General features: G+C 61.5%; 22 protein-coding genes. 11 read left to right on the top strand and 11 right to left on the bottom strand.

Annotation, left to right across the window (positions count from 1 at the left end; genetic code table 11):
- Window positions 1-14 precede the first annotated feature (14 nt).
- Window positions 15-1,604 carry a sensor domain-containing diguanylate cyclase gene (locus tag EC845_RS17020; RefSeq protein ID WP_123299331.1) on the bottom strand — a complete coding sequence of 530 codons (1,590 nt, stop codon included), beginning with the start codon at window positions 1,602-1,604 and terminating at the stop codon, window positions 15-17.
- A gap of 572 nt (window positions 1,605-2,176) precedes the next feature.
- Complete coding sequence (locus EC845_RS17015; protein WP_123299330.1) at window positions 2,177-2,398, bottom strand: DUF2158 domain-containing protein; 222 nt, start codon at window positions 2,396-2,398, stop codon at window positions 2,177-2,179.
- Window positions 2,399-2,658: 260 nt separating this feature from the next.
- Between EC845_RS17015 and EC845_RS17010 the strand changes: the two genes are divergently transcribed.
- From EC845_RS17010 to EC845_RS16995, 5 genes are all read left to right on the top strand, one after another.
- Entirely contained in the window at window positions 2,659-3,552 is an 894-nt protein-coding gene (locus EC845_RS17010) for an SDR family oxidoreductase (protein ID WP_123299329.1), read from the top strand.
- A gap of 95 nt (window positions 3,553-3,647) precedes the next feature.
- Window positions 3,648-4,184 carry a dihydrofolate reductase family protein gene (locus EC845_RS17005; RefSeq protein WP_123299328.1) on the top strand — a complete coding sequence of 179 codons (537 nt, stop codon included), beginning with the start codon at window positions 3,648-3,650 and terminating at the stop codon, window positions 4,182-4,184.
- A gap of 35 nt (window positions 4,185-4,219) precedes the next feature.
- On the top strand, window positions 4,220-4,741 hold the full coding sequence (locus EC845_RS17000) for a TetR/AcrR family transcriptional regulator (protein ID WP_233598131.1): 522 nt from the start codon (window positions 4,220-4,222) through the stop codon (window positions 4,739-4,741).
- Window positions 4,742-5,073: 332 nt separating this feature from the next.
- Window positions 5,074-5,226 carry a hypothetical protein gene (locus tag EC845_RS22400; RefSeq protein WP_158615714.1) on the top strand — a complete coding sequence of 51 codons (153 nt, stop codon included), beginning with the start codon at window positions 5,074-5,076 and terminating at the stop codon, window positions 5,224-5,226.
- Window positions 5,223-5,708 (top strand): hypothetical protein, encoded by a 486-nt coding sequence (locus EC845_RS16995; protein WP_123299326.1) that lies wholly within the window; start codon window positions 5,223-5,225, stop codon window positions 5,706-5,708. The genes EC845_RS22400 and EC845_RS16995 overlap by 4 nt, the downstream gene beginning before the upstream one ends.
- Window positions 5,709-6,008: 300 nt before the next feature.
- Here EC845_RS16995 and pycTIR read toward each other — a convergent pair whose 3' ends face one another.
- The 4 genes from pycTIR to EC845_RS16975 form a co-directional block, all read right to left on the bottom strand.
- Window positions 6,009-6,920, bottom strand: a complete 912-nt coding sequence (gene pycTIR / locus EC845_RS16990) for a Pycsar phage resistance system effector protein PycTIR (RefSeq protein WP_123299325.1) — start codon at window positions 6,918-6,920, stop codon at window positions 6,009-6,011.
- 157 nt (window positions 6,921-7,077) lie between these two features.
- The gene (locus tag EC845_RS22815) at window positions 7,078-7,677 is read right to left on the bottom strand and encodes a Mov34/MPN/PAD-1 family protein (protein WP_123299324.1); all 600 of its coding nucleotides are present in this window, start codon (window positions 7,675-7,677) and stop codon (window positions 7,078-7,080) included.
- Window positions 7,674-9,410 carry a ThiF family adenylyltransferase gene (locus EC845_RS16980; RefSeq protein WP_123299323.1) on the bottom strand — a complete coding sequence of 579 codons (1,737 nt, stop codon included), beginning with the start codon at window positions 9,408-9,410 and terminating at the stop codon, window positions 7,674-7,676. The genes EC845_RS22815 and EC845_RS16980 overlap by 4 nt, the downstream gene beginning before the upstream one ends.
- Window positions 9,410-11,002, bottom strand: coding sequence for an adenylate/guanylate cyclase domain-containing protein (locus EC845_RS16975; RefSeq protein ID WP_123299322.1), 1,593 nt, complete (start codon window positions 11,000-11,002; stop codon window positions 9,410-9,412). The genes EC845_RS16980 and EC845_RS16975 overlap by 1 nt, the downstream gene beginning before the upstream one ends.
- Before the next feature lie 546 nt (window positions 11,003-11,548).
- On the opposite strand from EC845_RS16975, the gene EC845_RS16970 reads away from it, so the two are divergent.
- Entirely contained in the window at window positions 11,549-12,016 is a 468-nt protein-coding gene (locus tag EC845_RS16970; protein WP_123299321.1) for an Rrf2 family transcriptional regulator, read from the top strand.
- The gene (locus EC845_RS16965) at window positions 12,006-12,899 is read left to right on the top strand and encodes an NAD(P)/FAD-dependent oxidoreductase (RefSeq protein WP_123299320.1); all 894 of its coding nucleotides are present in this window, start codon (window positions 12,006-12,008) and stop codon (window positions 12,897-12,899) included. Before EC845_RS16970 ends, EC845_RS16965 begins: the two co-directional genes overlap by 11 nt.
- Window positions 12,900-12,925: 26 nt before the next feature.
- Here the strand turns inward: EC845_RS16965 and EC845_RS16960 are convergent, their stop codons facing one another.
- The gene (locus tag EC845_RS16960) at window positions 12,926-14,233 is read right to left on the bottom strand and encodes an MFS transporter (protein ID WP_123299319.1); all 1,308 of its coding nucleotides are present in this window, start codon (window positions 14,231-14,233) and stop codon (window positions 12,926-12,928) included.
- A 100-nt stretch (window positions 14,234-14,333) separates the two neighbouring features.
- Here EC845_RS16960 and EC845_RS16955 point away from each other — a divergent pair, with 100 nt between their 5' ends.
- Entirely contained in the window at window positions 14,334-15,299 is a 966-nt protein-coding gene (locus EC845_RS16955; RefSeq protein ID WP_199739831.1) for an AraC family transcriptional regulator, read from the top strand.
- 105 nt (window positions 15,300-15,404) lie between these two features.
- On the opposite strand, the gene EC845_RS16950 is transcribed toward EC845_RS16955, so the two are convergent.
- Window positions 15,405-16,433 (bottom strand): LLM class oxidoreductase, encoded by a 1,029-nt coding sequence (locus EC845_RS16950; RefSeq protein WP_123299318.1) that lies wholly within the window; start codon window positions 16,431-16,433, stop codon window positions 15,405-15,407.
- A gap of 28 nt (window positions 16,434-16,461) precedes the next feature.
- Window positions 16,462-17,085, bottom strand: a complete 624-nt coding sequence (locus EC845_RS16945) for a glutathione S-transferase family protein (protein WP_123299317.1) — start codon at window positions 17,083-17,085, stop codon at window positions 16,462-16,464.
- Window positions 17,086-17,257: 172 nt separating this feature from the next.
- Here EC845_RS16945 and gcvA point away from each other — a divergent pair, with 172 nt between their 5' ends.
- Window positions 17,258-18,175: a transcriptional regulator GcvA gene (gene gcvA, locus EC845_RS16940; protein WP_123299316.1), complete on the top strand. Its 918-nt coding sequence runs from the start codon at window positions 17,258-17,260 to the stop codon at window positions 18,173-18,175.
- Here gcvA and EC845_RS16935 read toward each other — a convergent pair.
- Window positions 18,170-19,072, bottom strand: a complete 903-nt coding sequence (locus tag EC845_RS16935; RefSeq protein ID WP_123299315.1) for an AraC family transcriptional regulator — start codon at window positions 19,070-19,072, stop codon at window positions 18,170-18,172. The two genes, gcvA and EC845_RS16935, sit on opposite strands and share 6 nt — an antisense overlap.
- Before the next feature lie 186 nt (window positions 19,073-19,258).
- Here EC845_RS16935 and EC845_RS16930 point away from each other — a divergent pair, with 186 nt between their 5' ends.
- Window positions 19,259-19,993, top strand: a complete 735-nt coding sequence (locus EC845_RS16930) for an SDR family oxidoreductase (protein ID WP_123299314.1) — start codon at window positions 19,259-19,261, stop codon at window positions 19,991-19,993.
- Window positions 19,994-20,045: 52 nt separating this feature from the next.
- On the opposite strand, the gene EC845_RS16925 is transcribed toward EC845_RS16930, so the two are convergent.
- Entirely contained in the window at window positions 20,046-20,777 is a 732-nt protein-coding gene (locus tag EC845_RS16925; RefSeq protein ID WP_123299313.1) for an IclR family transcriptional regulator, read from the bottom strand.
- A 190-nt stretch (window positions 20,778-20,967) separates the two neighbouring features.
- On the opposite strand from EC845_RS16925, the gene EC845_RS22680 reads away from it, so the two are divergent.
- Window positions 20,968-21,900 carry a hydroxymethylglutaryl-CoA lyase gene (locus EC845_RS22680; RefSeq protein WP_233598130.1) on the top strand — a complete coding sequence of 311 codons (933 nt, stop codon included), beginning with the start codon at window positions 20,968-20,970 and terminating at the stop codon, window positions 21,898-21,900.
- The last annotated feature ends 15 nt before the right edge of the window (window positions 21,901-21,915 follow it).

Genomic DNA, 21,915 nt, shown 5'->3' with positions numbered 1-21,915 from the left:
CGCACCCCCCAGTGTCACGAATGGGCGATTTGATTGCGCCCATTTCTTTTTGCCCTGTAGAGCGCGGCATCGGCGAGTTTCAAGACATCCTCGCCGCTCTCCATCGTTTGCTGCGTGTCGGCCACGCCGATCGACAGGGTGATCTTCAGCCCGGGGTAGGGCGGTGAGTCGGTCGCGAGTGCCTGCACGAGCCGTTCACACACGTGGACGGCCTCACGGCCCGGCGTGCCGGGTAGCAGAAGGGTGAACCCATCACCCCCGTTGCGACACAACACGTCGCCGGAGCGTGTTGCCCGGCGCATGTGAGCCGCCAGGAACTGCAGAGCGGCGTCGCCCACGTCGTGGCCATACGTGTCGTTGATGGATTTGAAGTGATCGATATCCAGCGCAACCACGGCAAAAGGAATCCGCAGCTCTTGCCATTGCTGAAGGGTGTCGTCCAGCCCGCGGCGATTGAGCAAGCCGGTGAGCGGGTCGGTGAGCGTCTCCTGGTTCAATCGTGAGATCTTGTGCTGCATCTGGCTCAGTCCGGCCTCGATCGCTTTCTTCAGGGCGATCACCTCGTAGTACCACGAGGGCACCTGGGTGATCTTCTGATCGGTGTCCGCATCGCTCAGCCGGTTGGTGATGCGCGCCAGGTCATGCAGCGGGCTCGAGATCAATCGCGAAAAAATCCAGATGCCCAGCAAGGTCAGGCACAGCAGCGGCGCGATCTGCAGCAGCATGTCTTGGGCCTGGCGGCTGAGCAGCTTGAGCGTGAGATCGGTCGGCCTTTGCACGATCACGCCCCAACCCGTCGAACTCACGGGGGCAAAGCCCGCCAGCGTGGCGCGCCCCTGCGTGTTGACCGTCTCGGCGCTACCTGTCTCGCCACGCTGCACCACGGCTTGCACCACCGGGTTGGACAAGACGTTCTGGCCGATGCGTTGGGGCTCCCAGTGGTAGATCAGGTTGCCGAGACGATCGACCACATAAAGATAAGAGCCGTTTTGGTAATGGTGATGGGCCAGCATTTGCTCGAGCCCGTTCTTTTCGTGCAAGTAAACGGCACCGCCGATGAAACCGCGAAACACGCCATCCGGCGCAAAGATCGGCTTGCTGATCAGGATCAAAAAACGCCCCGTCCCTGTCGTGAAGGGGTCGCTCACCAACGGTCGACGCGCGTTCAGGGCCTCGACCAGGCTGGCGCTTCGGACCTGCTGGCCCACGATCTCTTTCATGGGGGGCGATACGTCGATGAGTGTGCCTTGGGCGTCGACGATGATGACGGAGTTGAACGTCTGGCTCTGCTCGGCGAGCCGGCGAGTCTCTGCGGCGCGAATGGCCGGGTCGTCGAATGCGCTGCCCAGAACCATCGCGCTGAAGCCCAACTGGGTTTCGGCCTGCTGCAGGAACTGATCCGTCATCGTCGCCAGCTTGCTGGCATACGCTTCGTTCGAATCCAGCGTGTTGCGGATCAACATCTCGCGCTGCTGCGAAAAGCCGGCGTAAAACGTATTGGCGAAGGTGATCAGAACCGCCAGAAAGGACAGCCCCAGGATCAGACTCCGTAGATCCAGGATCGACCCCCACGGCTTTCTGTGGGCGCCACGCCATTTCTGCATAAGAGCTGAATGAAACACGATAGGTACCTCGATCGAATGAGACTGCCTGCGCGCCGGTCTGTTTCAAGACCACCAATGCGCGGAGCCGAATGGGTACACCTCGTAGAACCAGAGCGCGGCCAGTGTGGTGATCACAAAGATCACCAGGAAGACAACGATGACCGCAAGAATTTTTCGCATACGACGTCCATCACTTTCCGTGGCGAACATCAAACCCCGTGCGACGCCTGTGCGGACGAGCTCAAAATCATTGTTTGATGCTGTTCACTCGACAGGGTACACCGGGCTGACGGCATCACCGGGGAAAGCAGGATTTGTGCTGACGCGGGGCCTTGGCCATCGATTGAAACGGGGTGTCGAACGGGTCAGCAGTCGACTTGCCGCCGATCGACGTGTGTGTTCGACTCGTCTCTGCTATCGAAAGGCCCTGCAAGAGCGGCAGCCGGTACGGCCATTCGCGCCCAGGGCCGGAAGCCTGAGACCGAGGTCGCAAGGGGGAGGAGGAGGAGGGGAGCGTCACCGGCCCATGAGCGAGGGCGGGGCTCCTAGTCATCGTCCGCGCGGCGGGTTGCTTATCTGGAGGTTTCTTCGAACCCCGGGCTGCCGTCATGACTGCGGGTCGACGAATCCGATTCGGTGACCGATTCCAGCTCGCGCAGTTCAAAACGCCCATCGTTCAGGTGCCCGTGCTCGAACCATTGGCACACGCCTCGGCTGCCGCCTATGGCTGCCACGGCCATCGTCGGTCCGCCGGACTTCAGTCGCACTTTGTCGCCCGCTTTGATGTCGGCCATGTCTGTCTCCAGCTTGATGTGATGTGAAACACGCGAACCCGGTATACCCGGCTTGGATTTTCGGACGGTATGGATGCCTTGCATGTCAGACAACGCCGATGGGGCCATTGACGTTCGGCTCCAAAGATCGTTTTGTGGGGGTGAGCAGGGGCCCACGTCGCCACAGACAGCTCCTACGCCCATCTCGTCGATTGACTGCCATCGCCACGAAGCCATAGGCAACAAGATGAAGGCATCGTTCAACTCACTGGAGAAAAGTCTTGTCCAATCGCCTTTCCATCACCGATCCCCGTACCCAATATCCCCAGCCGCCGTTCCCGCGTCAGCCGCAACCCGTGCCCGGCAAGGCATCGAAGATGGAGCCGACCCCCGACCATGGCGAGACTTCGTATCAAGGCTCCGGCAAGCTCAAAGGCCGCAAGGCTTTGGTCACCGGCGGCGACAGCGGCATCGGCCGTGCGGCTGCCATCGCCTATGCCCGCGAAGGCGCCGATGTGGCCATCTCGTACCTGCCCAGCGAAGAGGCCGATGCCCAAGAAGTCATCCAGCTCATCGAAGCCGAAGGCCGCACGGCCGTGGCCTTGCCCGGCGACATCACCGATGAAAAATGGTGCAACGAACTCGTCACCCAAGCCGTCGGCAAGCTGGGCGGGCTCGACATTTTGGTCATCAATGCCGGCCGACAGCAGTTTCGCGAAGACCTCTCGCAAGTCACCACCGAAGACTTCGACAAGACCCTTAAGACCAACCTCTACGCCTTGCACTGGATCGCGCAAGCCGCCGTGCCGCATCTGCCGGCCGGTGCGTCGGTGATCACCACCTCTTCGGTGCAAGCCTACGAGCCCTCGGCCATCTTGCTCGACTACGCCACCACCAAGGCGGGCATGGTCGCCTATACCAAGGCGCTGGCCAAACAGCTGATCAAGAAGGGCATTCGTGCCAACGTCGTGGCACCCGGACCGTTCTGGACCCCGCTGCAATCCTCCGGCGGCCAGCCGCCCGAGGCCGTGTCGAAGTTCGGCTCGAAGAGCGAGTTCGGCCGCCCAGGCCAGCCCGTGGAAATCGCGCCCGTCTACGTGCTGCTGGCCAGCCAGGAAGGCAGCTACATCAGCGGTGAGGTGTTTGGCGTGACCGGGGGTGCCGGCATCGCTTGATGACGTTGCCCGTGTCATCGAAACGCAGTGATCACGCGTATTGCCCTGACCCCGTATTCGAATAAAATATACGGTGTATAAATAGGGGCGACACAGTGGTCACTGCACACGTTTTCATCGCCATCAGTCTGGACGGTTTCATCGCCCGGCAAGATGGCGATCTCGCTTGGTTATTGCAACGCGACAACGGCACCGAGGATCACGGTTATTCGACGTTCATCGCCGACAAGGACATGATCGTGATGGGCCGGGGCACCTACGAGAAGGTCTTGGCCTTCGATGCATGGCCCTATGACCGGCCCGTACTCGTGCTGTCCAAACAGTTGGTCGCTGAACCCGTACCCGAAGCGCTGAAAGGCAAGGTTCGGTTCTCCAGCCTCGCACCCCAACAAGCGATGGCCGAACTCGCAGGGCAGGGCGTGCATCGCGTGTATGTCGATGGCGGGCAGTTGATCCAGTCGTTCTTGCGCGAGGGCCTGGTCGCCGACCTGGTGATCACCACCGTGCCCGTCTTGCTGGGCTCGGGGCGGCCGCTGTTTGGCTCGCTCAGCCAAGATATCGACTTGAAGCTGATCTCGAGCCAGAAATTTCCGTCCGGGCTGGTTCAATCCACGTATCGCGTGGTGCCATGACCCGGCCGCGTGGACGCCCCGCCCAAGGGGCCGGTGTGACTCGCGACGACATCCTGACCGCAGCCTTGAGCCTGCTGGATGAAGGCGGAGGGAGCGGGTTGACGATGCGCGCTCTGGCCACCCGCCTGGGCGTCACCCCCATGAGTCTTTACCACCACGTCGAGGACCGGACAGGGCTGTTGCGGGCGCTGTCGGACAGGGTCTATGCCGACGTGCTGGACGGCATGGTTGCGCCGGCGGATCACCGGTCGGAGATCGAGATGATCTTGACCCGATACCATCTGGCGGTGGGCCGCCACCCGCAACTGACGCTGGCCATCTTTGCCACGCCGGAAGCCTTTGCCGGCGTGACGCTCAAGATCACCCATCGTCTGATCGCGCTGCTGGCCGGGTTCACAGCCGAGCCCCGTTTGTGGAGCGACATCCTGGTCGACCATGCGCACGGCAGCGGTCTGACACTGGCATCGGCTTACGCGGATCGGGAGAGGGCGCAGAACTTGCACGAGCACTATCGACAGGCTCTCGGTCTGCTGCTGGATCGTGTGACCGGTCTCTGACGACACCCATCAGCTTCAGGCGTTGCAAGCCCGGCGAATAGCGCCAATGCTGGTCGTTGCCAGCCTCTTTGGCCCGTGCCACAATCGCCTTAACCCGAAAGGGCCGGTGCGTAGAAACACCTGTAAGCAGCGGTGCAACCTCCCCGTAAGTGAGGTTTTGTCACGTCCATATTCGGTGGTGGTGCGTTCGCGCACGCCCCAAGATTACGGGCGGGATGGGTCAGTCCGTAAGGCTGGCCGCACGGCTGTTTACGTGTTTCTAACATCCCGTCCACCCCGTTGCGCGTAGAAACGCATCGAAGTGGTCTCTGGTCTCAAACAGGAGCCCGACCATGATGACGTTCGTCGTCTTTAATGCCAGCCATCGTGCTGTGCCAGATCCGCCTGAACAGGCCGATCTTCATTCCCCCAGTCGACTCATCGTCTACGCGCACAGCGGCGCCACGATGATTGTCTGCGCCTTCCAAACGGGAGGTGCAGCATGACCGGTTCCACCCAATCTCAACCTCAATCGGCTGAGCCTGCGGCCCATCAGTTCTCCGACATCGATCTGTGTGCATTGATTGAAGCGGATCTGAATCGCCTGACCGGCACGCTATTCGTGATTGGCCACTTCTTTGAGGGGGCAGAGGAGAACGAATTGCTCCTTGCGCACGAGCACCTCATGACGATGATTCAGCATGCGGCGAAAGTTGCTGATCGAGTCGTGACGTATTCGCGGCGTGGTGTAAATCTGGTGCCAGGGACGGCAAAGGAAGAGATCATGCAAGCGGCTGGGATTCTGGCGAGTCTGGATGTCATGACGGCCACAGCGGATCGCGATAGCCACGCGTCGGATGCGGTGATGAGCAGCACGCTTGATGCTGCGCGGGATTGTGTGGATCGTGCGATTGCGTTGATGAGTCCGGATAGTGTGGAGGGGGGGCGGTATCGGGGGGTGATGGAGATGGAATCAGGGCGCTGCTAAAAGTCTGGCGTATCGGTCATGCTCCTCTGAATAGAGGGGGTAGGGTCTGTTGTATATGGGTGATCAATCCACTTGAAATTGAGAATTTCAACAGGGGTGATTACGCCTGCAGTCAACCGCCGAGAATTTGTGAACCCTGCCAGTGATAGTATCTCAGCACGTTTGTCACTGGTAGAGTTGCAACATATTCTTGGTCCACCCGTGTTATTTGCCCGCAGATTTCATGTTTATTATATTTATCTCGCTCCTCATTCCGTAGCGCGGGCCACCTTCATCTTCTATATAATTTTATAGGATTGGTTAAGAGATAGTGCCAAGGTTCATGATATGTTTACGGAGTGCAGTCGCAGCTGGGCCAAACTTTGCTTCTGAATCATTTTTTTCGTCATAAACATATGATATCGTCGTAACGCCAGCCATATCGCTCGGAAGCTTAACGCCCTCGCCGCGCGGCTCCATTAGGATTGCGCGTTTACGTCCGAGACGTCCCATAAATAGGCCGAGTTCGAAGACTACATTATCGCGCGGTGCAGGCCATTGTGTGCCACGAGCAGTGGTAACATCGTCGCCATGCGCGATCGCCACGGCAAAATCGCATTGATCCAATTCACGTTCGATATCGTCAATCGTATAATTCGCAACTCTGAATACTCCTTGGTTCCACGGAACAGTCAGGAACTTGTCATGTGCAAACATGGATTGGAGCAAGTTCGCAACAGGAATCGCTTCAGCGCTCGAAATCACAAACACGCGAATTTTTTCGCGCTTGGCGTTCACAAAGTGATTGCGCTCGATTAGGCGTTTTGAGAGCTCTTGCGCCATTCGCCGCCAAATGCCAGGATAGCGGGTGCCGAGTTCATTTAGTTGGTGTTCAGTAATTTTTGCAACTAGGGAATCTTCAGCGGCACTTACGGTAGCAGACCGTTTCTGAATCGGCTCCACGGCTGCCATTTCTCCGATGGAATCACCTGGAAAACGTCTACGTATTGGTGTATTGTTGACGACAATGTCGAATGCCCCGGTGATAATAAAATACATATCGTTGTCGGTGGCATCCTGCTGGATAATAATGGTTCCAGCTTTGACCGAAATCAGCTCGGCCACGTCAGCCAAGGCAAGGGCCAGGTCATTGGCTCCACGGACTAATTTCTGGCCTAAGAACGCTTCAATGAGGAGGCGTTTTCCCATTTCTCCAGAAAATCTTTCAATCATTTTTCTTCTTTCTTTTCATTTAAGGAATCAGTGCTAGCGCTGATTTTAATAGGGGATAGCTAGATTCTAGACCCATAGAGAGAAAGCGTATAGCAGGTTTCTTTTTTATCCATTGTGACGATGAGCGCAGTTCTTGTTAAATAGACATCGCGCTTTTTTACCAGTAAATTGTTTGCTTCAACGAAGCATCACGCGTTGACCCTCGAGAATGGCCGTTGTTTGCCCGCAGAGCAAGTTTTTGGCGAAGAGATAGCTGGGTAGAGGGGGTAATCTCGGTGATCGCGTCGTCTTGCCCGTATATGGCCAACGGCACGCGAATTGGCGTGAGGCCATGTGCGAACGCGTGGGCAGATGCCTCAAGCTTACCGGCGATCGATCGTTTGACTATCAGCAGCACGAGGAAATTTGCCACTTGATCTGGCGCTGTGAGTAGCGAGCACATCGTAAGGATGTCTTTGGAGCTTGGCAACGCAGGAAAGCTCGGGTGAGAGTGCCACTCGCCTAAATAGTTATACCTACTATATTGATGTCTAGTCTTGTTGTGGAATCGACGCATAAATCCCTTGTGTAGACTAGCATCTCGAGAAAACCTTGAAAAAGAGCCTCCGTTACGTTGCACAGACAAGTCAACGATACGAAAAATGCTGTTGGCAACGTGCTCGGCTACTAGGATGCCACCTATCTCATGTGTCCCCGCGCGACGAAGCTCACGCAGTAGCTTGGCGGCGCATTCCAGTGTCAATTGAATCTCTATCATTTGCTCACTCTCCCCGTTACGGCGCTAAAAATTTCCAGCAGCGCTTTATTGCCCTCGGCACGCACGTCGGGGTTGACTTCAGCGGTATGTTCTAGCCGGCCTGAACCGAGATTGATCGGCCAAGTATCGAATGGCCTCTCGAAAATCCATTCCCTACGCAACCCTATCATGTAGGCCGAGCATTCGAACTCGGAGTCGTCGCCGCCGATGGCGGCATCGATGAGCAGGCGGGCGAAATGTGCGGCGATAGCCGACACGTCGGCATCGTCAGCAACCATCGGCGGGCCCTCCTCCGTTCGCGAGGCATAGTCCTTTTCCGGCTGAGGTGGTTCGGGAAGCCCGGGCCTAGCGCACCACTGGTCGATCATCGCACGCGCGTCGAACGGATTCGGATCTAGCCCGGGGCGTGCGCGGGCAATCAGGCCTCCATAGCCGCCCGCAAAGACGCGTGCCCAGCACATCGTTTTCTGGTTGAGCCTAGCTGCCGCTGCCGCGTAGTTGAACACGTCCTGGTTGCCCGTAGCGTCGACGATGATGTCCGCGCTGGCAATTTCTCGTACCACCGTGTCGTTCTTGCTACCGGGTTCTTGCCCACCCAACAGGAAGTTGTGCACCTTTACATCGACGCCGGCAGCTACGCGCTTCAGACGCTGAGCAACGGCAGACGCTTTCGACGCACCTGCTTGTTTGGCGTCGAGTTCGTTGCGAACAAGGTTCTCGAGCTTCAGGACGTCCGCGTCGATCAGGATGAACTTGCGCGCACCACTACGCGTTATGGTCGTGGCTACCTTGGAGCCGAGGGAGCCACAGCCCAAGATGGCAAACGTCTTTTCTGCGAGGCGCGCGTTGTAGGTCGGTAGGCGTTGGCCAGAGTCGGGAGGAATCTGTGCGAACTCATACGGCCTACTGCCGTCTGGCCGGACGTAGAATGCGCGTGTTCCTCTCGGCGTGACCAACATGAGGCAGCGATCTTCGTCGTTGGCGATAGGGTCCGTGACGAACTTGCTCCAGAATACGCGACTGTCCTCACCCTCCTTGAGGAAGTTTTGGATGTCATTTAGACGCTCGTCGTCGGCGGCTATAGCTATAGCCCGTCCCTCTAGACGTGCATCCTCGACGAATGCTGTCGGCACTGTTGGATCGACCCACTGCGTATTGTCCTGTTCTGTGACAGTGGTTAACGTGACCATGATACTTTGCGGGCCCCAGCACTGGTGGAGCTTGATTGGCTGGATTCCTGACACAGTAGCGAGCTTGGCTTGGCCGGTGGTAGTCATATTCATCCGGTAAAAGCTCCCGCGGATTTGTTGACCTTGCGTCACGTTGTGCGCCGACGGTAATACCCAACCAGACGTGTGAGTGATACCCAAATCGGCGGCCATTAGCTTCAACGCACTGCGCAGCATTACGGCACCGCATAGGTCCGGATGCCAGTTGTCTGCGCGGTACTCAAGGCAGAGATCACCGCTGACGACGTACTGGTGAGCGCCCCAGTATGTGTTTTCCCCAATGGGACGCACAACTGGTGGTGCATTCGGGAAAATCAGTGGGTAAGTCATGGTGACCGCTCGAACCTTGTCGCCGATTCGCAGATCGACATCCACCTTCAAGGCGAGGTCGGACCCCAATACACCCCATTGGACGTTCTCTATGCCAATGTCTTCCGCGACCAACTGATCGATCGCGCCACGCTCAGCTAGGAGACGCGTTGGATCGCTGATGAACCACCACATCAGGCGAATCCTGCCGGAACTTTGTTCGGATTCGTGGGCCCTGCGGCCTGTGCGGGCAGAGTGAACGTCGCTGTGGCCGATGCTGCGGTGCGACCGAGACGGTCTGGCTGGATCGACGGCAACGTGGTGGCGAGCGCCGAAGCCGATGTTGCTTTTTGGCTGTCGGCTTCGTCGGCAAGTGCGTCGACCGCTTCATCGTAGTCGAAGTCCGAGCGGATCCGACTGCCACTGAACAAGATGCGGAATGCCTCCGGCGCACAATTGTATGTAGTCGGGCCAATCGCAGTTTCATTGCCCTTGCAACGACGCTGCTCGTCCTCGGCGCGCAGCACGGCGCGACTGATACAGCAACGCGTCCGCTCGCCCTTATACCCCAGCCGGGTTATTGCCGTCGGACCGTGCTCCAGCCCGATCTGGATGCCTAGCTCACCGGCGTCGATCCCTTTTTCCTTGAGGACGGCAATCGCCTCCCCGAAACTACTGCGTAGAGCAGCTGCGCAAAGCATGGCGTTTTTGGTTGTCACAGCATCATCGGTTGTGTGAGACGTCCCCTCGATCAGCACACCGTGTATGCAGTCTCCGATGAATCGAATCTTGCGGCCACTAAAGTCTGCGTGGAGGACGGCATCGAGCTCGGCTCGCAGCACATGCAGCGCGCGGACGACATCTTTGGCCGAGTCGTCAGTATCGATCCTGTCAGACACGTAAGCGGTAAAGCCGTCGATGTCAGCGTAGATCGACGTCGAATCCTGGCGTCGAGAATTGCCTGGTGTTAGTGTTTCCAAGTCGAGGTCAGCAAACGGCGGCGTGTGCCTCTTGAATTCGAACGAGCCGAGCGGCTGGTTGGAGAGACCCTCTTCCCAGTCCATGACCACATCATCAGCAGCGACATGTAGATCCGCGACATCTTCGGATTTTTCGATTTGCGCCTTAGTCAACGCTGTCTTATCCTCATCGTCGACCGTGTTCCAGCCCACAACCGAACGTGCGGTGTTGGTCATGTAAATGCCTGTGTCGGCGCCTCCACCCGAGCGCTTTGCTGCTAGGTTGGCTGGCTCGCCAAGGAAAAGCGGCTCGCGATTGCCGCGACGACCGTTGTTGACGGCAAGAGCCTTGCCGGAGTCGATGCCTGCCCGCACTTTAGCCGCTGGCAGCGGGTCGTTGCTGTTCTCCCCCGTGCGTTGAAGTACATCGATTATTAGTTGCGCGGTCGCAACCGCTTTATGGATTCGGCCGGTCTCGTTGCCATAGGGTTTGGCAATGACAGCGTGAAGCCGCTGATTGTGGAAGTCCACCTGGATCGCGTCTACGCCCTTCAAGATGTCGCGTACTGCTCGATAGTGCCTGTCTAGGAAGCGCAGCGTGCGACTGTGTGCCCGCACGCCTTCTGAGCCCGTCACTCCAAGCATTTCGTCAAGGTTGAGAATGTCGACATAAAGGTGTACGCCGTCGATGCGATAGGCTACACCACTCCGAATTCCGGTCAGATTCGTATCTCGAAGATACTCTTTGATTTCGACCGTGCTGACTTGGTTGAACCACCCGCGGATGCGTTCCTGAGCACGTTCCCTCTTCCAGTTCCTGCTTGTCATGCTGTTTTACCCTAATGAATTAGATGCTTGGCCTCAAATGCGACGGCCAGAACGCGTTGTTGCGAGATGTTCGAGAAATGATAATAGAGCATTGAACCACGATTTCTTAATGAAGGCAGCTTGTCTTATAGAGCTGTGGTAAAGAGCATCTTACTAAGTGAGAGCCATGTACCGCCTAGGTTACGTGCATAGACCGAAGAGTAGGACTTAGGTGTCTTCTTCGCTACGGAAGGCGGTGGGCAGTTTGTAGGCGTGACATAGTGATCTTATCAGACCATTTCAATAGCCAAAACTGGGTACATGGAAAGGCCAAATGAGTCCGTTCATTGCTAAGTACTTAACCTAGTCGCTCGAGATATTCAGGTTCAACAGTGACCGGCTGTAATTGCCCTCAAATAACTTATGGCCTAGTTAGCAGCAAGGTGGCGGGATGGCTTACTCAGGCGATCCACTTCCTGCTGACCATTGCTGCAAAGCCACGCCAATCGTAATTTCCGCACCTCTCCTCTCTTGACCTGTCTGTCAAAATGAAACATCATAAGTTACATGAAAAGAGACAGCCGTTTATCCTCCGTCCTGCACGCGTTGCTGCACATGGCCGAGCAAGACAAGCCGATGACTTCCGAGGCCCTGGCGTTGTGCCTGGGCACGCATGCGGTGGTGGTTCGGCGCACGATGGGTTTTTTGCGCAGGGCGGGGCTGGTGGCGTCAGACCGGGGGCATGCGGGGGGATGGCGTATCGATGCCGATCTGTCGGCGATCACGCTGCGGCAGTTGCACGAGGCGTTGGGCGAGCCGATCGTGTTTGCGATGGGCAACCGCCATGAGTCGCCCGAATGCCTGGTCGAGCAGTCGGTGAACGCGGCGCTCGACAAGGCGTTTGTCGAAGCCGAAGCCTTGCTGCTGAGTCGCTTTTCTGAAATCACGCTGGCGGATCTGGCTGCCGATTTTGCGCAGCGCCACGCCTCTCACCAAAAGCACGCGAATCACGGAGCAGTCGGCCATGCAGCATGACGTCGTCATCATCGGGGGCAGCTATGCGGGCATGGCTGCGGCTTTGCAACTGCTGCGGGCACGCAAGAAGGTGCTGGTGATCGATGCGGGCCAGCGGCGCAATCGCTTTGCCAGCCATTCGCATGGCTTTCTGGGGCAGGATGGGCGCGACCCGGCCGAGATTGCGTCAAGTGCGCGTGCGCAACTCGAAGCGTACCCATCGTTGACTTGGGTTCAAGGCCGGGCCGAGGCGGTTGCCGGGCAGGTGGACGATTTCACGGTGACGACAACCGATGGGCAGTCTTATGCAAGCCGGCGCATTCTGCTGGCGACGGGTGTGGCGGATCAGCTGCCTGCAATCACAGGTTTGGCCGAGCGGTGGGGGCAGTCGGTTTTTCATTGTCCTTATTGCCACGGTTACGAGCTCGATCAGGGCCGCATCGGCATCGTGGCGACGGGCGCTGTGTCTGCGCACCAGGCCGAGCTGCTGACCGAGTGGGGCGAGGTGACGCTGCTGCTCAACGGCGCTTTCGAGCTGGCCGACGATGTTCGCCACACACTCGAAGGCCGAGGCGTGGCGATCGAGCACACACCCATCGGCCGCATCGAAGGCGTGGCCGATGTGGTGCTGGTGGATGGTCGGGTGCTGTCTTTTGCCGGTCTGTTCACCGCGCCTCGCTGTGCGCCTTCGAGCGGCGTGGCGGCTGCGGCCGGCTGTGCGTTGGAAGACGGCCCGATGGGCACGCAGATCGTGACCGATGCCGAGAACAAGACGTCGGTTCGCGGCATCTTTGCCTGCGGCGACGTGGCTCGCGCACCGCATTCGGTGTCGCTGGCCGTGGGCCATGGGGCGATGGCGGGCATACAGGTGCATCGCTCGCTGGTCTGGCCAGACGCAAGCTAGGGCAGGGCGCAGCACAGCGGCGGAGTTCACAGGTCGATTGAGTTTTCACGGAAATCGATCCTGGCCTGTCTGCTGGCCGCGTTCTTTTTGGTCGGTGCCATCGGCAACAGACTGTGGGGTGCGACCTTGACCTTGAGCGCGATCAGCGCCGCCGCGAGCAGCATCACAATGCCGCCTGCGATGAACACGCCGGCGATGCCGCTGAAGCTGAACAGGGCACCCCCGGCTGCGGCACCCGCGGCGATCGAGGATTGCACCGACGCCACGACCATGCCGCCGGCGCTCTCGGCCTGATCGGGCACGGCACGGGCAACCCAGTTCGACCACGCCACGGGCACGCCGCCGAAGGCCATGCCCCAGAGCGCGACGAGCAGTGCCAGCCCCGCGACCGATGCGGGCAGCAACACCAGGGCCAACGCGGCGATGCCGACCAGGCCGGGCATCAGGGCCAGCGTGACACGCAGGCTGCGCTGCATCAGCCACCCGGCCAGCAGGGTGCCGCCGAAGTTGGCCAAGCCGAAACCCAGCAGCAAGAGCGCGAGTCCATCGGCTCCGACGCCTGCCGTGCTCTCGAGGAAGGGCCTGATATAGGTGAACAGCGCAAAGTGCCCGGTATGCGCGAGCACGCAGCCGAACATGCCCATGGCGATACCGGGGCGCAGCAGCACCTCGAGTATCGTGCCGAGCCGCGCGGCCCGAGTCGGCGCCATTCGGGGCAGCGTGAACCACTGGAACAGCAGCGTGATCGTGCCCACGGCCGCAGCCGCCACAAAGGCGCTGCGCCAGCCGTACAGGCCGCCCATGTAACTGCCGAGCGGCACCGCGACGACCGTGCCCACGGCTATGCCGCTGAAGATGATGGACAGCGCGCGGGGCAACAACGCCGCCGGCACAAGCCGCATCGCCACGGCGGCGGCCATGCTCCAGAAGCCGCCCAATGCAATGCCCAGCAGCACCCGCATGGTCAGCAGCACCGCCATGCTGGACGACAGGGCAACCAGCAGGTTGGAGGCGACCATCAGCACCGAAAACGCCAGCAAAACCACGCGGCGGTCCAGCCCTCGCGTCAGGCCGGGCACCAGCAGACCAGCAAACAGGGCGACCACGGCCGTCACGGTCACGGCCTGGCCTGCCAGGGCTTCGGATACACCCAGATCGGCGGCCATGGGGGTGAGCAGGCTGGCTGGAAGGTACTCGGCCGTCAGCAGGCCAAACACGCCCATCGCGAGCGAGAAGACGGCCATCCAGGCCGGTGAGGCCGGGGACACCGGCGCTGCCGCGGTTGCACCGGCAAGGCGCTCGTCGGGGGAAACATCGCAAACACTGTGGCTCATCTAAAAGGTCCTGAGAAACTGTCGATAGCCGAAAGTCTAGAAGCGATGTTCAGGATGATCTATGATGATTCGTCTTGAATTTTTGATCGAAACTCCTGGAATGCCTGTGTCAGATCCGTTCGCTCTTTCGTCCGATCTCATCAGCGAACTGTTGACCGGCATGCGCCTGCGTGGCGTTCAGTACCGGCGTATCCAGACGGGCCCATCCTTTGGCCTGCGCTTCGACGCCCGGCCAGGGCACGCCTACTTCCACTACCTGGCGATCGGCTCGGCGGTCTTGCGCATGGACGACGGCACGGTGCACGAACTGTCTGCGGGCAATGCCGTGTTGATCCCGCAGGGCAGGGCTCATGACCTGCTGTCCGGCCCCGACGTCGTTGCGCAAGACATCGGCGATTTCGAGGCCGCCCCATTGGGCGACACGGTGTGTGCGGTGGACATGTGCCCGAGCATGAGCGTGATTCCCAGCGCGATCCTTTTTTATGGCTGTATGGCGTTCGATCTGGGGGGCATGCAGGGTCTGGGCAAACTGATGCCCGATCTGATGCTGGCCGATGCAAAGGGCCAACGTTACCCGGGGCTGATGCCGATATTGGCCGCGATGAAGAATGAGATCTGCTCGGGGCGCATCGGTTTTGCCGGCATCCTCGCGCGGCTTGCCGATGTGGTGGCCGCGATGATCGTGCGGGGCTGGGTCGAATGCGGTTGCGACAACGCCTCGGGTCTGGTGGCCGCATTGCGCGATCCGCGGCTGGCCCGCGCGATTCTGGCGTTGCACCGTCAGCCGGGTCGCGACTGGACGGTGGCCGAGCTGGCGGCGGAGTGTCACACGTCGCGCTCTGTTTTTGCAGAACGTTTTCAGGCCACGATCGGCATGCCGCCGTTGCGTTATGCCACCGAGCTGCGCATGGGCCTGGCCCGCCAGTGGCTGACCGAAGACCGCCTACCGGTCGAGGCCGTGGCCCAGCGCCTGGGTTACAACTCGCAGGCAGCCTTCAGCCGGGCTTTCAAGCGCATCGTCGGCCTGCCGCCGGGGGCGAGCCGAAGCGTGGTGCGCGTGGGCTGATCGATCGGCCGGCGCCTTCGGTGAATCGAGGCGCTCTTTTCAGTGCCGAGCCCCGAGCCCCGAGCCCCGAGTCCTGAGCACTGCAACAGCCGTCCATCCCGCCCCTCACCACGAACCCGCAAGCGCCGGCAGCGCTTCATGCGAGGGGAAGTACGGCAGCACCTCTTCGGCAAGTTCCTGGATGACTTCGGCGGCTGGCCGCTCCGAGAACTGGATGCCCAGGGCGGCATGGTTGACGCCGGCTTGCCGCCATTCCTCGAGCAGGGCGATGAGGCCTTTGCGGCCGGTGCGCAGCACATAGCCGCCGCGCAGAGGGGTGCGCGGGTGGTCGGGGTCGTCGACCAGGTCCAGCCATTCGTTGGTCATGTGCGGCCTGAATCCGCCGTCGGGAATGAGCTCCCGCCAGGCGCGGATCTTTTCTGCGAGGCGTTGCGGCCCCTGTCGGTTGTGTGTGGCTTCCGGGTAGGTCAGCCAGCCATCGGCATGCTGGCCGACCCATGCCAACGACTGGCCCGACGAGCCGGTGACGATCAACGGAATGGCCCCGGTGGCGGGTTGGGGCAGCAAGGTCGCACCGTCGATGCGGCCCAGGGGTGAGTCGATGACCGGTTGGCCCGCCTGCATGAGCTGGCGAAAATACGCGACGGCCTGCGAGAAGCGCTCGCCGCGCTGGCTGTGTTGCAGGCCGTAAGCGGGAAACTCGCTGGCGCGGTCGCCGGACGCGATGCCCAGCACCAGCCGCCCGCCCGACAGCTGGTCGATCGAGGCGGATGCCTTGGCCAGGTCGATCGGATGGCGCAGCGAAAAGATGGCGCTGCCGGTGGCCAGCGCGACGGTCTTGGTCCTGGCCGCCAGAAACGCGAGATAGGTGAAGGGGTCGAACAGTTGCCCGGCATCGCCGAACGCGGGATCGAACAGCGGCACGTCGCGCACCCACACGGCGGCGAATCCGCGACGGTCGATGTCGCTCACCCGATCGGCCTGACCGGCCAGCACGCGCATGTCGCCCTGGTAGAAGCGCAGGGGCAAAAAGAGGCCCAGCGTGAGCCGGCCGGGGGCGAACATGCGCCGATAGCCTGGATGGGCTGAGAACGCTGCAAACGAAGCGCCGCCCGAAGCGGGAATGGAAGTCATGAGGGGTGTGTCCTGCGGAGTCATCGGTTCAAGCGCCCGTTGCGGGTGCGGGCAGCGTGACGCCCTTGCGCACGGCGGGGCGGCGCGCCACGCGTTCGTGCCAGGCGGAGAGGTGCGGGTAGGCGCTGAAATCGAAGCCGACGATTCGGGCGATATGGGTCCAGCCGAAGTGGGCGATGTCGGCGATGGAGTAGTCATCGCCGGCCAGGTAGGGGTGTGCGGCCAGGCGAGCATCCACGGTCGAAAACGCGTCGTGCGTCAGGCCCCGGTAACGGGCGATGTTGGCGGGCTGCCTGTCTTCGGCAAACAGCTCGAAGTGCACCCGCTGGCCCAGGATCGGCCCGACGCTTGCGGCATGGAACACCAGCCATTGCATGGCCTGCCAGCGTGGCTTGGGTGCTGCCGGCAGCAGGTGGCCGGTCTTGTCGGCCAGGTAGAGCAGGATGGCTGCCGACTCGAACAGCGTGATGCCCGTTTCATCGTCCTGGATCACGGGAATGCGACCGTGCGGATTGAGCCGCAGGAATGCGGGTCGGCGGTTCTCGCCTTGGTCGATGCGGATGGGGTGCAAGGTGTAGGGCAAGCCCAGTTCTTCGAGGGCGATGGTGATCTTGAATCCGTTGGGCGAGCTGTCGGTGTAGAGATGGATCATGTCGGCCTCTCCGTCTCGCAGGGTTGGCGGTGCCGAGGGGGTGTATGAGTCTGCATTTGAATGTAGTTTTTCTAAAGTCATCAAGTTTTCTGAACACGCCTTATGATGGCCAATCGGCGAGATGATGGGAAACGATCATTTCTTTTCTTATGGTTTAGAAAAACTGAATTCAATGACGACTGTGCTCCCCTTGTCCGCGTTGCGCGCTTTTGTCGAGGTCGGGCAGCGGGGCAGCATCAAGGCCGCGGCCGAGGCCCTGCATGTGACCTCTGGCGCGGTCAGCCAGCAGATCCGTCTGCTCGAGGATCGGGTGGGGGTGGCGCTGTTCACACGGGAGCGGCAGGGCCTGCGGCTGACCGAGGCGGGGGCCGGGGTGCATCCATCGTTGCTGCAGGCCTTCGAGCAGATCGAAAGGGCGATGCAGACGCTGGATCGCGCCCAGGCCCGGCAGACCCTGACGGTGAGCACGGTGGCGACTTTTGCGGCATCGTGGCTGGTGCCTCGGCTGGGCCGGTTCAACGCGCGTTGTCCGCACATCGAGGTGCGGGTCGAGGCCACCTCGGCCGTGGTCGACATGCGGCGGGATCGGGTGGACGTGGCGCTGCGGCATGGGCTGGGCGTCTATCCCGGCTTGCACGTCACGCGGCTGATGGCACCCGTCTTGGTGCCGGTGGCGAGCCCGCAATGGGTGGCGGCAAACGCGGTGCTCGAGGAGCCGGCAGATTGCCTGAACCACCCGCTGCTGCACGACAGCGACCGTGCGGATTGGCCGCTCTGGCTGGCTGCTCACGCGGTTGCCGAAGACCCACGGGCCGAACGCGGCACGGCATTCGAAGACGACTTTCTGCTGATCCGCGCGGCGGAAGCGGGCCAGGGGCTGGCCTTGGTGCCATCCGAGTATGCGAAGGATGAAATCGCCGCGGGCCGCCTGGTGCAGGTGCTCGACAAGCCGTGGCCCGCCCGGTTTGCCTACTACGTGGTCACGAAGCCCGAAGCCGTTCAAAGGCCCGAGGTGCGGGCGTTCGTCGACTGGATCATGGAAGAGGCGCAGGGCGCCGCACGAGGCGACCCGGAGCGGCCCGGTTCATAGCCTGGCCGCTGCCGCAGCGCCTTGCTTCAGCCGCTTCACATCGCCCCGGGGCGCCACGCCGTACACACGCTGGTATTCGCGGCTGAACTGCGAGGCGCTTTCGTAGCCGACCCTGAAACCCGCTTCGGCGGCGCCGTGGTCTTCGGCGATCATCAGGCGGCGGGCTTCCTGCATGCGCAGCAGGGTGCGGAACTTGAGCGGGCTCATGTGGGTGGCCGACTGGAAGTGCGCATGAAAAGTCGACACGGCCATGCCGGCCTCGGCCGCCAGGCGTTCGATGTCGATGGGCTCGGCATAGTGCTGGCGGATATAGGCCACAGCCTTGCGCACGCGGTTGAGCCGGCTGGTGCCGTGGGCGATGCGATGCAGGGTGCTGGCTTGCGGACCGCCGAGCAGGCGGTACAGCAGTTCTTTTTCGAACAGGGGGCCGAGCACGGGCAGATCGTGCGGGGTGTCGAGCAGGCTCAACAGCCGCACGGTGGCGTCGATCAGGGGCGGTGTGGCCCGGCTCAGGCCGATGGCCGGCGCAGTGGATTCGGCCGAGGCCGGCAGGGCAGCCTGCGTTTCGAGCAGCTCGGCGAGCAGGCGGCGGTCGAGTTCGAGCCGCAGGCACAGGTAGGGCGCATCGGGGCTGGCCTCGACGACTGCGCCGATCACGGGCAGGTCGATGCCGACGACCAGGTACTGCGCCGGATCGTACACATAGCTCTGCCCGCCCACGGTGGCGTGCTTGCGGCCCTGCGCGGCGATGCAGCACGAGGGCTCGTACAGGGTGTGCAACGGCTCGGTGGTCGAAGACGATCGTATGAGTTCGATGCGGGGGAGGGCCGTGGCAAATGTGCCGTCGTGCGGGGCGTGCCGGGCGATCAGTGCGGCCAGGGCGGAGAGGTCTTGCATGGGCTCGATTCTGATCCGTGTGGGCCGGGTGCGCAACGACGGCGATGCAGATGCAGATGCAGATGCAGATGCAGAGAATCGTGCAAACATCCCGGAGGATGCGGCTACCGCTACCCGTCCTTGCACACGGATGATTCATCTCAGGCCGCCATGGGGTGGCCCTTGGAATCAACGAAGAGGCAAATCATGCAAGGTATCGAAGGAAAAGTCGTACTCGTCACCGGCGCCAGCAGCGGCATCGGCGCAGAAACCGCGCGTTACCTGGCGGCGGCAGGCGCTCGGGTGCTGATGGGCGCCCGCCGTGTGGACCGGCTGGCCGAGCTGGCCGAAGAGATCCGCAACGCCGGCGGCACGGCGATCTACCGGGCGCTCGATGTCACGAGCCGCGCGGCCAACACCGCGTTCGTCGAAGCCGCATTGGCGGAATTCGGGCAGGTGGACGTCATCGTCAACAACGCCGGCATCATGCCGCTGTCGCCGCTGAATGCGCTCAAGGTGGATGAGTGGGACAGCATGGTGGACGTGAACATCAAGGGCGTGCTGTACGGCATCGCCGCCGTGCTGCCGGTGATGAACCGCCAGGGCTTCGGGCAGATCATCAACATCTCGTCCATCGGCGGCCTGGCGGTGTCGCCCACGGCGGCGGTCTACTGCGCCACCAAGTACGCGGTGCGCGCCCTATCCGACGGCCTGCGCCAAGAGAACGACACCTTGCGCGTGACCTGTGTGTATCCCGGCGTGGTCGAATCCGAACTGGCTTCGACCATCACCGATCCGACCGCAGCGGCGGCGATGGTGGGATTCCGCAAGATCGCCATCCAGCCCCAGGACATCGCCCGCGCCATCGGCCACGTCATCGCCCAGCCGGCCGGTGTCGACACCAGCGAGATCGTGGTGCGGCCGACGGCGAGTCCTTATTGAGGGGCTGTGCGTGTGCCGCTGCAGCTGGCCTGCGGTCGCCCTGCGGACGGGCTCAGCTTGCGATGCTTGCCGGAAAGTGACCGCCCAGCAGGGCGGTTATTTCTTGGGCGCAGGCGAGAACGTGGGGCGCGTGGGCGTGATCGAGCCGATGCGCGGGCATGGTGAGCGTGACCGCCCCGGCTAGGGTGGTGCCTTGTGAAAACACCGGGGCGGAGACGCCCGAGATTTCAGGCGAACGGTCTTTTTCGAGCACGATCACGCCGTCGCGGCGGATGGTGTCGTAGAGCTCGCCTTCGGCGCCGGTGAATGCCATCAGCACGCGGGCACCCGCGCCTCGCGTCAGCGGCAGGATGTCGCCGACCTTGATGTGTTCACGCACGAGCTGCGGCGATTCGACTCGAAACAGGCAGATGCGCTGACCTTGCTGCAGCACGTGGAAAGCCGCGCTTTCCCGCGTCTGGCGGACCAGTTTCTCGAGCGCGGGGACGACCACCGTTTCGAGCGAAAACGAGTTCGAGTAGGTGGCGAACAGCCGTGCGACTTCCGAGCCCAATTGGTAGCCCGCCGCAGTCTTGCGAATCAGCGACCCGTGTTCGAGCGAGGCCAGCAGCCGCAGCACGGTGCTCTTGTACAGGCCGGTCACTTCGGAGAGCTCTGTCAGCGTGAGCGTGGCGCGGTCTTGAGAAAACGCATGAAGGATGGTGATGGCGCGGTCGACGGCGGCAGCCCCCCCTGGCGCGGCGGACAGGTCTGCGACCGAGGCGGTGATGGCTTTCTTGGGCATGTCTGGGTGCTGACCGTGGAACGAACGTTGAAGGCGATTTGCAGCGCTGCATTTTGCTCTGGATACGACGGCTCGTTGTCCGAGCCTTGGGCATCGGGCCGCTCGTCAGGGTAAGCCCCCGATGCCCGAGCATAAACTCTTGCGTATGATTAATTTATAGAACATGGTTCTGTCTTGCGGAACAATAGAAATGAACAACCCTTTGAATCCTCATGTCCTGATCAGCGAAGTCGGGCCGCGCGATGGGCTGCAGTCGGTCAAGGCGACGATGCCGACCGCAGACAAATTTCGCTGGATCGACGCACTCGTGGCCGCCGGCGTTCGCGAAATCGAGGTGGCCTCGTTCGTGCCGCCCAAGCTGCTGCCTCAGATGGCCGATGCGGCCGAGGTGGTGAGGTATGGCAAACAGAAAGCCGGCGTGACGATCATGGCGCTGGTCCCCAATCTGCGCGGCGCAGAGAACGCGTTGCGCGCGGGTGCCGACAAGCTGACGATGCCGGTCTCTGCCAGCACGGCGCATTCACTGGCCAATGTCCGCCGGACGCCGCTGGAGATGGTGGAAGAGGTCCGGGCCATTGCCCGGCTGCGCGACGAGCTGGCTCCCCACGTCAAGCTGGAGGCGGGCATCTCGACGGCCTTCGGCTGCACGCTGCAGGGCCTCGTGCCTGAGGACGACGTGATCCGTCTGGCCGCAGCCTGCATCGAAGCGGGGGCGGATGAATCCGGTTTGTCCGACACGGTGGGATATGCCAACCCTGCGCAGGTGAGGCGGCTGTTCCGGCGGCTCAAGGAAGAGATCGGCGATCGCGCCGGTGCCGCGCACATGCACAACACGCGCGGGCTGGGCCTGGCCAATTGCCTGGCGGCCTGGGATGTGGGCGTTCGCACATTCGATTCGTCTCTGGGCGGCCTGGGCGGCTGTCCGTATGCGCCGGGGGCCTCGGGCAATGTGGTGACCGAAGACCTGGTGTTCATGTTCGAAGCCATGGGCGTCTCCACCGGCATCGATCTGGAAAGGATCGTGGCGGCGAGAGCCCCCCTGATGCAGGGACTGCCCGGCGAGCCGGTCTACGGCATGACGCCCGACGCAGGACTGCCCAAGGGCTTCCGCCTAGCCGCCTGAGTTTGCCCCGATCGT

It is taken from the genome of Comamonas sp. BIGb0124 (assembly GCF_003752175.1).
Classification (GTDB): Bacteria; Pseudomonadota; Gammaproteobacteria; order Burkholderiales; family Burkholderiaceae_C; genus Comamonas_F.
This window is presented reverse-complemented; position numbering and strand designations above follow the sequence as displayed.

What these genes read in the sequence shown, in the direction of transcription:
- EC845_RS16970 (WP_123299321.1), top strand. Translation starts at nt 11,549, where the DNA reads ATGAAAAGAGACAGCCGTTTATCCTCCGTCCTGCACGCGTTGCTGCAC.
- EC845_RS22680 (WP_233598130.1), top strand. Translation starts at nt 20,968, where the DNA reads ATGAACAACCCTTTGAATCCTCATGTCCTGATCAGCGAAGTCGGGCCG.
- EC845_RS22400 (WP_158615714.1), top strand. Translation starts at nt 5,074, where the DNA reads ATGATGACGTTCGTCGTCTTTAATGCCAGCCATCGTGCTGTGCCAGAT.
- EC845_RS17015 (WP_123299330.1), bottom strand. Translation starts at nt 2,398, where the DNA reads ATGGCCGACATCAAAGCGGGCGACAAAGTGCGACTGAAGTCCGGCGGA.
- EC845_RS16950 (WP_123299318.1), bottom strand. Translation starts at nt 16,433, where the DNA reads ATGACTTCCATTCCCGCTTCGGGCGGCGCTTCGTTTGCAGCGTTCTCA.
- EC845_RS22815 (WP_123299324.1), bottom strand. Translation starts at nt 7,677, where the DNA reads ATGATAGAGATTCAATTGACACTGGAATGCGCCGCCAAGCTACTGCGT.
- pycTIR (WP_123299325.1), bottom strand. Translation starts at nt 6,920, where the DNA reads ATGATTGAAAGATTTTCTGGAGAAATGGGAAAACGCCTCCTCATTGAA.
- EC845_RS16980 (WP_123299323.1), bottom strand. Translation starts at nt 9,410, where the DNA reads ATGTGGTGGTTCATCAGCGATCCAACGCGTCTCCTAGCTGAGCGTGGC.
- EC845_RS16975 (WP_123299322.1), bottom strand. Translation starts at nt 11,002, where the DNA reads ATGACAAGCAGGAACTGGAAGAGGGAACGTGCTCAGGAACGCATCCGC.
- EC845_RS16930 (WP_123299314.1), top strand. Translation starts at nt 19,259, where the DNA reads ATGCAAGGTATCGAAGGAAAAGTCGTACTCGTCACCGGCGCCAGCAGC.
- EC845_RS16965 (WP_123299320.1), top strand. Translation starts at nt 12,006, where the DNA reads ATGCAGCATGACGTCGTCATCATCGGGGGCAGCTATGCGGGCATGGCT.
- EC845_RS16945 (WP_123299317.1), bottom strand. Translation starts at nt 17,085, where the DNA reads ATGATCCATCTCTACACCGACAGCTCGCCCAACGGATTCAAGATCACC.
- EC845_RS16995 (WP_123299326.1), top strand. Translation starts at nt 5,223, where the DNA reads ATGACCGGTTCCACCCAATCTCAACCTCAATCGGCTGAGCCTGCGGCC.
- EC845_RS16925 (WP_123299313.1), bottom strand. Translation starts at nt 20,777, where the DNA reads ATGCCCAAGAAAGCCATCACCGCCTCGGTCGCAGACCTGTCCGCCGCG.
- EC845_RS16960 (WP_123299319.1), bottom strand. Translation starts at nt 14,233, where the DNA reads ATGAGCCACAGTGTTTGCGATGTTTCCCCCGACGAGCGCCTTGCCGGT.
- EC845_RS16955 (WP_199739831.1), top strand. Translation starts at nt 14,334, where the DNA reads ATGCCTGTGTCAGATCCGTTCGCTCTTTCGTCCGATCTCATCAGCGAA.
- EC845_RS17020 (WP_123299331.1), bottom strand. Translation starts at nt 1,604, where the DNA reads ATGCAGAAATGGCGTGGCGCCCACAGAAAGCCGTGGGGGTCGATCCTG.
- gcvA (WP_123299316.1), top strand. Translation starts at nt 17,258, where the DNA reads ATGACGACTGTGCTCCCCTTGTCCGCGTTGCGCGCTTTTGTCGAGGTC.
- EC845_RS16935 (WP_123299315.1), bottom strand. Translation starts at nt 19,072, where the DNA reads ATGCAAGACCTCTCCGCCCTGGCCGCACTGATCGCCCGGCACGCCCCG.